The following is a 12,897-nucleotide window of genomic DNA, read 5'->3' as shown; positions in this document are numbered from 1 at the left end:
TGTTAGGATATTTTTTACCCGATCAGTTCAAAGGGAAATAAATATAGAAAACCATTTTTTAAGGCTGGTTAAAATTAAAAATTGGCCTCGAACATGGATAAAATAGAGATAAGAAGTATCTTTGTAAAATATGACACTCATTATTTTTATCATATTTCTGGCTTGTGTCCTTTCGTTGGTCCTGTTTAAGGTTAAATCAGGAAGTATGGCCAAGTGGACAAAGCTGTTTCGTATTGTAACAGTTGTTTTTTCAATTTCTGTTTTTACGTACTGGTTTATCAAGAAAAGTGCTGTAGCATTTGTGGATAATTCTGTGGGGCTTCAGGTGATTAATAAACTTCCGCAGGCATTGGATTTTTACTTAATCAAAGTAGATAAAACAGATCAGAATACTACCCTTGAGCCTAAACATATCGGCAAAATACGTCCGGAATATTACAGAATAGAATACCTGAAAATGGATAAGTCTGATGAATACTGGATTGCAGGCTATCTTGGAAAGAAAAACCTGGTCTATTTTTCTCAACATTCTGTACCTAATAAAAATATCGATCAGATTGTAGAAGTACAGAACTACATCAATCAAAGTATGAAGCTGTCTGATGCGGCCAAAAAGCAGGTAGACGCTTATAATTATGAGAATACCAAACTGGGAATCTGGATTACGCTGGACTTTCTGCTTCTGTTTCTCAATCTTGTATTGCTGCTTAGAAGGAATAAATAAAAAAGGTAATGAGTATTGGAAACTCATTACCTTTTTAGTTTCTGTTAAGGATAATCCAGAATCTGCATAATCTGTTCCTTAAATTCTTCAGGACAGGCTTTAATAAGTTTATCCTTATTTTGTTTGCTTATTTCTTTGGGTTCAAGCCATTCGCTCTTATTGGAATTCAAACTGTGGTTATCATATACTCTTTTTATGGTACGATTTTCATAAAAAATATAGTCATCACCACGCCAGTTGGTAGCAATGCTGATTGTACAAATTTCCTTTTCCATGATTTATGTTTTAAAGCATAATGTTGAGTGAAATACATTATACTCTAAGATACGAATTTTTTCTTTACAGAAAGGTATTCATCAGGGGATAAGAGATCTGCTGAAATGAGCTTGTTTAATTTTATCTCAGTATTCCTTTATACTAAAAGAGTGTTCCTGTATTTTCTGTGGCCATTTGCGGAATATGAATATCTGTTTTCCATTCTTCATTCATCTTCCTGATAAAATAAGCAGATAGTAAAGGAGAGGCTTTTTCAATATTCTGGTGTACGAAGAAGTAAAGATTCTGAAGACCTTCTTTCTTCCATTGGGTAAGGTGTTTCAACCAATCATCCAGTCTTTCGTAGTCACTTTCTGCGTTGGCTCCTACATAACGGATAAATGCATTAGGAGTAGTAAGACGCATATGAAGCATATCTCTTCTTCCGGCAGTATCTACTATGATATTGGTGATATTATGGGCTTCAAAAAGATCACAGGTTGTATTAAGAATTTCCTCATCGGTAAACCATTCCGTATTTCGGAGCTCGATGGCTAACGGAACTTCTTTAGGCCATTCTTTTACGAATTTTTCCAGCCTGTCATAATCTTTAGGTTTAAAATTATCGTGAAGCTGAAGGAAGGCCATTCCCAATTTCTCATCAAAATTGATAATAGCAGAAGCAAAATGAGTTACGGGATCAGTCACATCAATAAGCCTTCTGAAATGGGAAACAGTATTGGTGATCTTTGGGAAGAATTTAAAATTTTCCGGAGTTTTTTCTTTCCAGGTTTTTACCTGATCTGGAGTGGGCATTCCATAGAAAGTAGCATTCAGTTCAATAGAATTAAACTGAGTAGCGTAATAAGTCAGTTCATCTTTAGTTCCTTTAGGATAGAATCCCTTAAGGTCTGTTTTATTCCATTTGGCACATCCGATAGAAATGTTTTCCAGCCCTTTTTTATTGAGGGCCAGTATTTCTTTCGTTTTAGGATGGTCTTTAGGTAATGTGAAATCTATTTTTGAAGGATCTTCTACTTGTCCGAATTTCATATCTGTAGTTTTGGTATTAAACAATAAACACAAATATAAACCAAAAATCTCAGAGCATTTCATGATTTCTACGGAAACTACTTCAACAGAAAATGATTGCATATGACAAGGTTTAAGAAATTAAAAACCTTTTGGAATACTTGCAAAACAGAGCCTTTTATAGTTTTTGTGTAGAAAATTTTTTAAGATTTCCTCCCTGTCTCTATTAAGTTTTTTTTAAGGAAATATTAAACATTCTGTTACGTAATGTTAATTCTATGTTACCATACTTCATTTTTACGAGATCTAATTTTACACCAAGTTTATAGCGAATAAAATATGAAGAAAAAAATTATCTGTGCTTTTGCTCTCTTATCGTTTGGATTTGCATTTTCACAGGAAACCAGCTCTAAAATTTTTGGAAGATTAAAGGGAATCTCTTCCGAAGTCACAGTAAAGGTAGTACACATTCCTACCAACAGTACCTTTGAAACGAAAAGTAACAGCAAAGGGCAGTTCAGTTTAGATAATCTTCAGCCGGGAGGACCTTATAAAATTGAAATATCTGACGGATCACAGGTTATCTATGAAAACCCGAATCTGCAGCTTTCTTTAGGAAATAACGACTTACCAGTAGTAGAAGTAGGAAACAAAGAAAAAACAATTGATGAGGTAAAAATTACATCAAAAAAGACGACCGCAAAATATGGAGTGGGAATCAGCCAGGCACAAATTTCCGGTCTTCCGAATATCAACCGTGGAATTCAGGATGTTACCAAATTGGTTCCTCAGAGTGCCAACAACTCTTTCAATGGTACCAATTTTCGTTATAATAACGTAACAATTGACGGTTCTATCAATAACGATGCTATTGGTTTCAGCCCGTCACTGGGCGGACAAACGGGTACTTCGGGAATGCCGGGAAGCAGTACACGTTCCAATTCAATAAGTCTGGATGCTATTCAGGATGTGCAGGTGTATATTGCACCTTACGATGTGAAATTGGGGAATTTTCTTGGAGGAAGTATTAATGCAGTAACCCGAAGTGGAAGTAATGATGTTACAGGCTCAATGTATGTATACGGAAGAAATGCAGCTATCACAGGAAGAAACAGAGTAGGAGATAATTCTAAAATGCCGAGCGATTTTGAAGACTTTATCTATGGAGGAAGAGTCGGATTGCCGGTAGTTAGAGATAAGGTGTTTCTGTTTACCAACCTTGAATATACCAAAAGAACAGATCCTGTTTTCTATAATGCCAACGATCCGGGAGCACTGGTGAACGAACAGACTGCTCAGCAGATTTCAGATTTTGTACGAAATAAATACGGATTCAATGTAGGAAGCTTTAATCAGTACAACAACTTCTCTGAAAGTTCTAAACTTTTCAATAAACTGGATTGGAAAATTAATGATAAACATACTTTATCCATTAAAAATAATACGGTATTTTCACAGGCCTCCAACCTGGAAAGAGATGGAGCCAATTTCAGATTTTCCAGTATGGATTTCATTCAGAAAAATACAGCGTCTACCACTACACTTGAGCTGAAAAGCCGTTTTAATGATAAGTGGAGCAACAATTTAGTGGTAGGATATTCTTCTATTCATGATTACAGAGATCCTACTTCCGGTAATGCCATGTTTCCACAGGTTGAAATTGCTTACAACGGAGGAACAATCTTGCTGGGAAATGACAGAGAGGCTACTGTTTTCAATATGAAGCAGAAAACTTTTGAGATCACGGATAACCTTACTTATAAAAAAGGAAATCATACTTTCTTACTGGGGACTCACAACGAATTATACAATATTAATTATGGTTTTGTAAATGCTTTGAACGGAAGAATTTCCTATAAAAACTTAACTGATTTTTATAATGGAACACCTGCAAGGATAAGAGGTACTTACCCTTTCAACGGAGATAGCAGAGATACCCTTTTTGATAATCCTTATGCACAATATAAAGTAAATCTGCTTTCCATGTATCTTCAGGATGAAATCAACTGGGGAAGAGTGAGACTTTCACCGGGAGTAAGAGTAGATTATACAGATTTACCAAATAAACCACAACTAAGCCCATTGGTAAACAATTCTCCTCAGGATCCGAACGCTGGAAATACCTACAATTACACTCCACTAAGTCAGCTTACCAATAACTACCTGAATAAGCCTACATTTTCTCCAAGACTTGGATTTACGATTGATCTTACAGAAAACAGATCTATGGTACTACGAGGAGGATCAGGGATTTTTGTAGGAAGAATTCCTTTCGCGTGGTTAGGATATGCTTATTATAATGATGGAGTAGGTTTTGGAAGTTATGATTATAATGCACCAACACCAGCACAGCTTGCTGCCAACGGAGATCCATTGAACAGTGCCAATTTCCCAAAATGGCAGAACTCATCCAAAGTACAGGTAGATCTTATTGATAATAATTTTAAAATGCCAAGAGTGTGGAGAAGTTCATTAGCTTTCGATTATACTTTGGCAGGATATAAATTAACCTTAGAAGGAATCTATACAAAAGTACTTTATGATCTGAAATTCCAGCAGGTAAACAAGACGGATAATGTGACGTATTACAGCTATGATACGAACCATGAAATGCCGATCTATAGCACCAATATCAACAGTAACTTTTCTAACGCTTATCTTTTATCCAATACCAAAGAAGGATATCGTTATAACCTGACAGCACAGCTTTCAAAGTCATATGATTTCGGATTTAATTTCTTTGTGGCCTATACTTACGGAGATGCTAAAGATATCACCAATGGTATCAGAAATTCTATGGAAAGTAATTGGCAGATGAACCAGTCTCTTACGCCTAATGACCCGAAACTTACCACCTCCAATTTCGCCATCAAAAACAGAGTGGTAGCCAATCTTGGATATGCCTTTAATATTTCTGATATGAACAGGTTATCCACCAACGTATATTTCAATGCTCAGTCCGGAAATCCTTTTTCCTGGGGATTTGTCAACAGTACAATTGCCAATACAGGACAGGCCGCAGGACTTGCCTATATCTTTAAAGATGCTGCAGAAGCTTCCAAATATATCGTTCCTATCAAAGATGCTGCAGGAAATGTATTGGTAACTGCTCAGCAGCAGATTGCAGACTATGAAAATTTTGTCAACAGTAATGACTATCTGAAATCCAGACGAGGCAAATTCACAGAAAGAAACGGGGACGTTACGCCTTGGAATATTCAGGCAGATATCAGAATCATGGATGAAATCAGACTTAGCAAAAAGTCCAAGAACAATATACAGATTTCATTAAGTATCATCAATTTTACCAATCTGTTGAACAAAGATTGGGGTAAAGTATATTTTGTACCTAATACTTTCAACTCAACAGCAAGTGTAGGATTAACAAAGGTAGGCAATGTAGCGACAGGGCAGCCTTCTGCGGGAGATCCTACGTACAATTTCAAAACACCTGGACTGCCTTATACTATTGACCAGTTTGCATCAAGATTCCAGGCTCAACTGGGTGTTCGATACAATTTTTAATAACGCTTTTACATTTTACTTCATACTATTCTTTTTCAAAGGTTCGGATTTTCTTTCCGGACCTTTTTTATGAATTATAAATGATAAATAATAAATAATGAATGATGAATGATGAATGATGAATGATGATTTTTGCCGGCAAAAGAAATACATTTTTATTCTTACTAAATCATTTTGAATACATGCAATCATCTGCGAAGATCTGCGCAATCTGTGGGAAATACTCAAAATAATTATATACAAGCTGTAATTATTCAATAGGAACGGGCTTCAGCCCGTTTTCATAAAACAAACCCTCCGTTGGCTTTAGCCAAAACTTATTAACATTGAAAACGACAAAAGCACACCTCTCGGTATGCTTTTGTAAATATAGCGTGTTTATTACTTGGTCCTATGCCTCACAGCTTGAACATGATACGAAGTTAACCATCATTTCTTTTGAAACCGATGAACTTCTTTGGTAGTAAAGGGTTTTTACTCCTTTTTTCCAAGCTTCAATATAAAGGTAGTTAACATCTTTTACAGGCATTGTAGAAGGAATCTGAAGATTCAGTGACTGTGCCTGGTCAATGTACTGCTGTCTTTGTGCTGCCTGAGAAATAATCTCCATTGGAGAAATTTCTTTGAACGTTTTGAATACTGCCTTTTCTTCAGGAGTAAGCTCGTTCAGGTGCTGTACCGATCCATGGTTGAGCATGATTGTTCTCCATGTTTCTTCATTATCCAGCCCTTTTTCTTTCAATAATTGTGCAAGGTATTTATTCTTACGCATAAAGTTTCCTTTTGCAAGACCTGCTTTATAATAGTTGGAAGAGAAAGGCTCAATTCCAGGAGAAGTCTGTCCTAAGATGGCAGAACTTGAAGTGGTAGGAGCGATAGCCATTGTAGTGGTATTTCTTAATCCATACCCTTTCAATACTTCCGGTTCTCCATAGATGTTGGCAAGCTCTCTTGAAGCCTGCTCAGCCTGATCCTTGATATGTCTGAATGCTCTTGCGTTGAACTGAGTCGCCTCAAAGCTTTCAAACGGAATCATATTTTTCTGTAGATAAGAATGGTATCCTAAAACGCCTAATCCAAGAGCTCTGTGACGCATCGCGAAGTTTCTTGCTCCCTGCAGATAATAGTTACCTTCAGTTTTGTCAATAAACTCGGACAATACTGCATCAAGGAAATATACTGCTAATTTAACAGCATCTGTATCTTTCCACTCATCATATAGTTCAAGGTTCATAGAAGACAGACAGCAAATGAAAGACTCTTCCATTGTAGAAGGAAGCATGATCTCAGAACAAAGGTTACTTGCATTTACCGTCATTCCTAAGTCTTTATAAACCTGAGGTTTGTTTCTGTTGACGTTGTCTGTGAAGAAAATATACGGAAGACCTTTTTGCTGGCGGCTTTCCAATACTCTTGCCCAAACTTTACGTTTTTCCATATCACCGTCAATCATATCCTGCATCCAGTAATCCGGTACACATACTCCGGTAAACAGGTTCTGAATCGGGCTACCAATATCTTTAATGGATAAAAATTCTTCAATATCTCCGTGGTCAATATCCAGGTAAGCAGCAAAAGCACCTCTTCTTACTCCTCCCTGAGAAACAACATCCATTGCTGTATCGAAAAGCTTCATGAATGAAACGGCTCCTGAAGATTTTCCGTTATCTGTTACAGCTGTTCCTCTGTTTCTCAATTCTCCAAAATATCCTGAAGTACCACCTCCGATTTTAGTCTGCATGATGACTTCACCCATTTTGTGAGTAATTCCTTCAATGCTGTCCGGAATATGAACATTGAAACATGAGATAGGAAGACCTCTTTCTGTTCCCATATTAGCCCATACAGGAGAAGAGAAACTGATCCATCCCTTCGTGATCATTTCTTTGAATGCCGGTTGAAGTTCAGGTTTGTATAACCTTTTTGCAGCAGCAGTGGTAATTCTGTCGATAGCTCCGTCTACCGTTTCACCTTTCAACAGATATCCTCTGTTCAACATTTGCTCAGACTCTTCATTGAGCCACCATATATTTGAATTTTGCTCTTCCATAGATGTTATATTTTCGAATTCCGGAATGAGAGAATCACTCCGGAATTTTGTTTTTTTATAGTATTGATTGTAAAATTTCTACTTTGTGGGAACCGTTCAGCCCGCTTTCGTCTCTTAATCTCTGAAATTCTTTAAAAGACGGAACATTCAAAACTTCATGCTGAACTTCTTCATTGATGTAGTTTGAATAATGTACAAAAGTAACACCATCTTCCTTTACAAAAATTTTATATTCAAAGGTGGAAGAATCTAAATTTTTGAAATCTTCCAGAAACTTTTGGATATTCGTTTTATTGTTGGGAACAAATTCGGGTTTTACCGTATAGGTTACTATTACATTGATCATTTCTTTTGTATTTGTGCTTTATTCATGAACAGCAATTCCACTTATGAATCAGAAAAGGGTAATCCTGATACTGACTGCTTTGACGCTCGCTTCGCTCGCGCCCAATATTAAAACAAATCGTTTGCTGTAATACTCTTATCGTGCTTCGTGTAGTCTACAGGTCTTTTTGCAAAGAAATCATCTAATGAATTGGCGAAAACCTCTTCCTCGAACCATACCATTGGTCTGTATTGTTCAGGCGTGATGTTGTATCTTGTTTTCATGTTGATTTTCTTCAGGCTGTCATCTACACGGTATTTCATGAAGTTAAGAAGATCTTCTTTGGAAACGTTGTCAATTTCTCCCAGTTCAAAGATCCAGCTAAGGATATCTCCCTCTCTTGCGATAGATTCGTCTACTAACGTGTAGATGTCTTCGATATCACTGTCTGTTAATAAGTCAGGTTGCTCCTCACGGATTTTATTGATCAGGTAGATTCCTGCATTAGCGTGAATCTGCTCGTCTACGGAAGTCCATGCGATGATATTGGAAACGTTTTTCATGAAACCTTTGAATCTTGTGAAAGAAAGGATGATGGCAAACTGCGAGAAAAGAGAAACATTCTCTACTAAAATACTGAATAATAGTAAAGCGGAAACATACTCTTTAGGTGTCGCAGAATTAGCATGTTTTAAAGCATTTCCAAGGAACTCTATTCTTCCTTTTACGGCAGGAATTTCGATCACGTTAAGGAATTCGTCATTGTATCCTAAAACCTCTAATAAACGGGAATATGCTTCAGAATGACGGAACTCGCATTCTGCAAAAGTAGATCCTAATCCATTGAATTCCGGCTTGGGTAGGTGGTTGTATAAATTCCCCCAGAATGTCTTTACAGACACCTCGATCTGTGCAATGGCTAACAGCGCATTTTTCACAGCATGCTTTTCATGTGGTTCCAACTGCGAATGAAAATCCTGAACATCTGCAGTAAAGTCCACTTCCGAATGTACCCAGAACGATTTGTTGATGGCTTCTACAAATTGAAGAACCTCCGGGTATTCAAATGGCTTATAACTTACTCTTTTATCAAAAATTCCCATATTAAATATCTTTATAATTAAATAATTTAGATCCTTGTGGATAACGTTCCGGAAATACTTAAGTTTTTGTTTATCTGCGAGTTGTGAATTAAAGTTATTCACTTCCCCAAATTCATATTTCTTGTAAAGAACTAATAGCAAAGTTCGAAAAAAAGAACTGATTTTGAAAGAGGTAAATACTAATAGGCTGACTTTTAGCCTGAAAAGTTTTCCACATTTACATGAAACAGGCTCGAATAATAGGCTGGACAGCAATCTTGAGGATAAATAGATACAAATAGAGAGTTACAGTTAAACAATATTTTATAAAGTATTATTAATAAAGGATTAATGTATTAAACAAAAAAATATTTGAATAAATTTTTATTCTTGTAACAATTTGAAAATATCATCTACTTATTGGGTATAAAACATACATCACTTAATGTTAGTAATTCAGGATTTAAATAAGTCATACGATACAGGGAAAAGCAAGCTTCATGTTCTCAAAGGAATTAATCTGAATATTTCTGAAGGGGAGTTTGTTTCTATTATGGGAAGTTCCGGTTCCGGAAAATCTACGCTTCTTAATATTATTGGGATTCTGGATGAAAAAGATTCAGGAACCTATGAATTGGATGGAGTTCCTATCGAACATTTATCTGAAGTAAAAGCTGCGGAATACAGAAGTAGATTTCTAGGATTTATTTTCCAGTCTTTTAATCTTATCAATTATAAAACGGCTTTAGAAAATGTAGCACTTCCTCTGTACTATCAGAATGTACCGAGAAAAGAGCGAAATCAGAAAGCGATGGAATATCTGGAAAAAGTAGGATTGGCACAATGGGCCAACCACCTTCCAAGTGAACTTTCAGGAGGACAGAAACAAAGAGTAGCTATTGCAAGAGCTTTGATTACAGACCCAAAAGTAGTACTGGCAGATGAGCCTACGGGAGCACTGGATTCCAAAACGACTCATGATATTATGAAACTGCTTCAGGACATCAATAATGAAGGGAAAACAATCATCGTTGTAACCCACGAACCGGACGTTGCTGCACAAACCAAAAGAAATGTAGTACTGAAGGACGGGATTATTGAAAGTGATGAGTTTATTAAGCAGATTGTATTATAAGTGAATCGTGAATGGTCAATTTTGCTTCGCAAGTGAATGGATAATGAAGAGGAAAAATAGGTTAATTGACTTCGAAGAAAATTGAGAGCGCAGCTAATTGACTTTTTTACAAAGTAAAAAAATAAAAACTATGTTTGACCTAGATCGTTGGCAGGAAATATTCAGTTCTATCCGGAGCAATGTGCTCAGGACGGTACTTTCAGGGTTTACAGTAGCCCTGGGACTGTTTATTTTTATTGTACTTTTTGGAATTGGAAAAGGACTTCAGAATGCTTTTTCAGAAGGATTTGCCGGAGATGCTAAGAACCTTATTATTATTTCAACAGGGAAAGCCACTTTAGCTTATAAGGGGTTGCAGTCTGATAGAAATATTTCGTTGAATAACGCAGACTATGATTTTTTGATTAATACAGATAAGGAAAAAGCGGGACCTTCCAGTCCGAGATACACTGCCAGCTTAATGGTTAAATATGGAAAAGAAAGCGGCCTTTATCAGATTAACGGAGCTGAACCTGGTGAGCAGGTCATTGAAAACAGAAAAGTTATTGATGGCAGGTATCTGACAGCGATGGATTTGGAAAGAAAATTAAATGTTGCTGTCATTGGAAGAATGGTTCAGCGTGACTTGATCAAAAATGGAAGCCCGATAGGAAAAGAACTTGATATTAACGGAACAATGTATAAAGTTATCGGAGTTTTTTCAGATGATGGCGGAGATAGAGATGAGAGACATATTACTGTTCCCATTACGACTTTGCAGCAGATGAAAAAGGGTTCTGATACCGTAAATATAGCCTATATCACTTATAATGATAAGCTGACTCCGGATCAGGCCATAAAATATGGTGATGAGTTACAGGATAAATTAAAAGCCAGAAAAAATGTTTCTCCTGATGATGAAAATGGAGTTCGTGTATGGAATAACGCCAAAAACATGAATGATACATTTATGTTTATGGCAGTTCTTACCGCAATTGTTGGATTCATTGGTCTGGGGACATTGCTGGCGGGAATTATCGGGATCAGTAATATCATGGTGTACATCGTGAAAGAAAGAACCAAAGAAATCGGAGTGCGAAAAGCTATTGGCGCAAAGCCAGGCGGAATTGTAGGATTGATTGTTCAGGAAAGCGTTGTGATTACAGTAGTATCCGGACTTGTAGGAGTAGGAATAGGTGTTTTGACATTAAGTCTTATTGGTGACAGTCTTGAAGAATTCTTCATTAAAAGCCCAAGTGTAGGTTGGGGATCTATTATTATGGCATTTATTGCACTGATTTTTTCAGGATTGATTGCTGGATTTGTACCTGCCTACAGAGCTTCAAGAATCAAACCTATTGAAGCATTGAGAACAGAATAACAGATAAATAAGCTTAAAGGCAAATAAATCCAGTTTGGCGGAATTCATAACTCATAATTTATAACTTATAATTCAAAAAGGTGAATATCATATTTAAAAAAGATACTTGGCAGGAAATTTATTATTCATTGAGGAATAATAAACTCCGGACATTCCTTACCATGATCGGTGTAGGATGGGGAATGTTTTTGTATGTAAGCCTTCTTGGAGCAGCAAAAGGAATGGAGAATGGTTTTGATAAATTATTTTCCGGTTTTGCCACCAACTCAATCTTCCTCTGGGCACAGAAAACATCAATTCCATACGAAGGATTTCCTAAAGGAAGAGAAGTTCATCTGAACTTAAATGATATGGAAATGCTGAAAAGAAAAGTAACAGCCATAGATTATATATCTCCCCAAAATGCCAGAGGAAGCTTTACCGGAACACCGGGAGAAGCCATGTCAAGAAACGGGAAAAACGGAACCTATTCGCTTACCGGAGATTACTCTGTAGGAAATAAAATTTCGGAAAAGAAACTGATCTACGGACGCTACATCAATGATGCCGATGTTTCAGGGAATAAAAATGTAGTCGTTATTGGAGAAGAAATTTATAAAAACTTCTTTGATTCCAAGAAAAAAGAAAATCCAATAGGAAAATCAATCAATATTAAGGGATTGTTCTTTAATGTCATCGGAGTTTTCCGTGTGAAAAAAGGAGGTGGTTTTGAAAATGATCAGACCGCTTTTATTCCACTTTCCACTTACACGAAAATGTATAATGCAGGAGACCAGATAGACCTGTTTGCGATCGTAAGCAAGCCTAATGCTAATGTTAATTCCGTAGAAGAAGATGTGAAACAGGTTTTAAAAACCAAAAATAAAGTTTCACCTGAAGATACCAATGCTTTCGGAAGCTTCAATCTTGGAAAAGAATTTAAAAAACTGACCGGTTTCCTTACAGGAATGCAGCTGCTGACCATTATTGTTGGTACCCTGACTATTCTTGCAGGAGTAATCGCTATCTCCAATATTCTTTTGATTACAGTAAAAGAAAGAACCAAAGAAATCGGAATCAGAAGAGCGTTGGGAGCAAAACCAGCTGAAGTAAGAAATCAGATTTTGCTGGAAAGTGTCGTGATTACACTCTCCTCCGGATTAATAGGTTTTATGTCTGGAATTTTTGTCCTTATGATCCTTAATGCCATTACCCAGGGGCAGGATTCATTTCCTTTTTATAATCCGACCGTTAACTATGGAAATGTATTTGCAGCGATGGCTGTCATGGTAATTTTAGGATTGATAATCGGGATGATTCCGGCACAAAGAGCGGTAAAGATCAGACCTATTGAAGCATTAAGAACAGAGTAATTAATTTGAAAATAAACAATTTTAAGATTTAAATAAAAGAATACAGAGAATCAGTCT

At 36.6% G+C, this 12,897-nt stretch carries 10 protein-coding genes; 5 read left to right on the top strand and 5 right to left on the bottom strand.

The window, feature by feature from the left end; all coding sequences use genetic code 11:
• The first annotated feature begins 130 nt into the window (after positions 1-130).
• On the top strand, positions 131-724 hold the full coding sequence (locus tag RAH34_RS02225) for a hypothetical protein (RefSeq protein WP_306595009.1): 594 nt from the start codon (positions 131-133) through the stop codon (positions 722-724).
• A gap of 44 nt (positions 725-768) precedes the next feature.
• On the opposite strand, the gene RAH34_RS02220 is transcribed toward RAH34_RS02225, so the two are convergent.
• Positions 769-999 carry a hypothetical protein gene (locus RAH34_RS02220; protein ID WP_114820348.1) on the bottom strand — a complete coding sequence of 77 codons (231 nt, stop codon included), beginning with the start codon at positions 997-999 and terminating at the stop codon, positions 769-771.
• Between the two features lie 142 nt (positions 1,000-1,141).
• Positions 1,142-2,032 (bottom strand): DUF72 domain-containing protein, encoded by an 891-nt coding sequence (locus RAH34_RS02215; protein WP_114820472.1) that lies wholly within the window; start codon positions 2,030-2,032, stop codon positions 1,142-1,144.
• A gap of 318 nt (positions 2,033-2,350) precedes the next feature.
• On the opposite strand from RAH34_RS02215, the gene RAH34_RS02210 reads away from it, so the two are divergent.
• Positions 2,351-5,536 (top strand): TonB-dependent receptor, encoded by a 3,186-nt coding sequence (locus RAH34_RS02210; protein ID WP_306595008.1) that lies wholly within the window; start codon positions 2,351-2,353, stop codon positions 5,534-5,536.
• 391 nt (positions 5,537-5,927) lie between these two features.
• Here the strand turns inward: RAH34_RS02210 and RAH34_RS02205 are convergent, their stop codons facing one another.
• The 3 genes from RAH34_RS02205 to RAH34_RS02195 all read right to left on the bottom strand — a co-directional run bounded on the left by RAH34_RS02205 (position 5,928) and on the right by RAH34_RS02195 (position 9,014).
• Positions 5,928-7,586 carry a ribonucleoside-diphosphate reductase subunit alpha gene (locus RAH34_RS02205; RefSeq protein ID WP_079242943.1) on the bottom strand — a complete coding sequence of 553 codons (1,659 nt, stop codon included), beginning with the start codon at positions 7,584-7,586 and terminating at the stop codon, positions 5,928-5,930.
• Between the two features lie 55 nt (positions 7,587-7,641).
• Positions 7,642-7,932: a hypothetical protein gene (locus tag RAH34_RS02200; protein ID WP_306595007.1), complete on the bottom strand. Its 291-nt coding sequence runs from the start codon at positions 7,930-7,932 to the stop codon at positions 7,642-7,644.
• A gap of 107 nt (positions 7,933-8,039) precedes the next feature.
• Complete coding sequence (locus tag RAH34_RS02195; RefSeq protein WP_041461620.1) at positions 8,040-9,014, bottom strand: ribonucleotide-diphosphate reductase subunit beta; 975 nt, start codon at positions 9,012-9,014, stop codon at positions 8,040-8,042.
• A 424-nt stretch (positions 9,015-9,438) separates the two neighbouring features.
• On the opposite strand from RAH34_RS02195, the gene RAH34_RS02190 reads away from it, so the two are divergent.
• From RAH34_RS02190 to RAH34_RS02180, 3 genes are all read left to right on the top strand, one after another.
• Positions 9,439-10,128, top strand: a complete 690-nt coding sequence (locus RAH34_RS02190; RefSeq protein ID WP_034699055.1) for an ABC transporter ATP-binding protein — start codon at positions 9,439-9,441, stop codon at positions 10,126-10,128.
• A gap of 130 nt (positions 10,129-10,258) precedes the next feature.
• Positions 10,259-11,488, top strand: a complete 1,230-nt coding sequence (locus RAH34_RS02185; RefSeq protein ID WP_306595006.1) for an ABC transporter permease — start codon at positions 10,259-10,261, stop codon at positions 11,486-11,488.
• Between the two features lie 80 nt (positions 11,489-11,568).
• Positions 11,569-12,840 carry an ABC transporter permease gene (locus tag RAH34_RS02180; protein ID WP_306595005.1) on the top strand — a complete coding sequence of 424 codons (1,272 nt, stop codon included), beginning with the start codon at positions 11,569-11,571 and terminating at the stop codon, positions 12,838-12,840.
• The last annotated feature ends 57 nt before the right edge of the window (positions 12,841-12,897 follow it).

Source organism: Chryseobacterium sp. WLY505 (assembly GCF_030846215.1).
GTDB lineage: Bacteria > Bacteroidota > Bacteroidia > Flavobacteriales > Weeksellaceae > Chryseobacterium.
This window is presented reverse-complemented; position numbering and strand designations above follow the sequence as displayed.

What these genes read in the sequence shown, in the direction of transcription:
- RAH34_RS02225 (WP_306595009.1), top strand. Translation starts at nt 131, where the DNA reads ATGACACTCATTATTTTTATCATATTTCTGGCTTGTGTCCTTTCGTTG.
- RAH34_RS02220 (WP_114820348.1), bottom strand. Translation starts at nt 999, where the DNA reads ATGGAAAAGGAAATTTGTACAATCAGCATTGCTACCAACTGGCGTGGT.
- RAH34_RS02215 (WP_114820472.1), bottom strand. Translation starts at nt 2,032, where the DNA reads ATGAAATTCGGACAAGTAGAAGATCCTTCAAAAATAGATTTCACATTA.
- RAH34_RS02210 (WP_306595008.1), top strand. Translation starts at nt 2,351, where the DNA reads ATGAAGAAAAAAATTATCTGTGCTTTTGCTCTCTTATCGTTTGGATTT.
- RAH34_RS02205 (WP_079242943.1), bottom strand. Translation starts at nt 7,586, where the DNA reads ATGGAAGAGCAAAATTCAAATATATGGTGGCTCAATGAAGAGTCTGAG.
- RAH34_RS02200 (WP_306595007.1), bottom strand. Translation starts at nt 7,932, where the DNA reads ATGATCAATGTAATAGTAACCTATACGGTAAAACCCGAATTTGTTCCC.
- RAH34_RS02195 (WP_041461620.1), bottom strand. Translation starts at nt 9,014, where the DNA reads ATGGGAATTTTTGATAAAAGAGTAAGTTATAAGCCATTTGAATACCCG.
- RAH34_RS02190 (WP_034699055.1), top strand. Translation starts at nt 9,439, where the DNA reads ATGTTAGTAATTCAGGATTTAAATAAGTCATACGATACAGGGAAAAGC.
- RAH34_RS02185 (WP_306595006.1), top strand. Translation starts at nt 10,259, where the DNA reads ATGTTTGACCTAGATCGTTGGCAGGAAATATTCAGTTCTATCCGGAGC.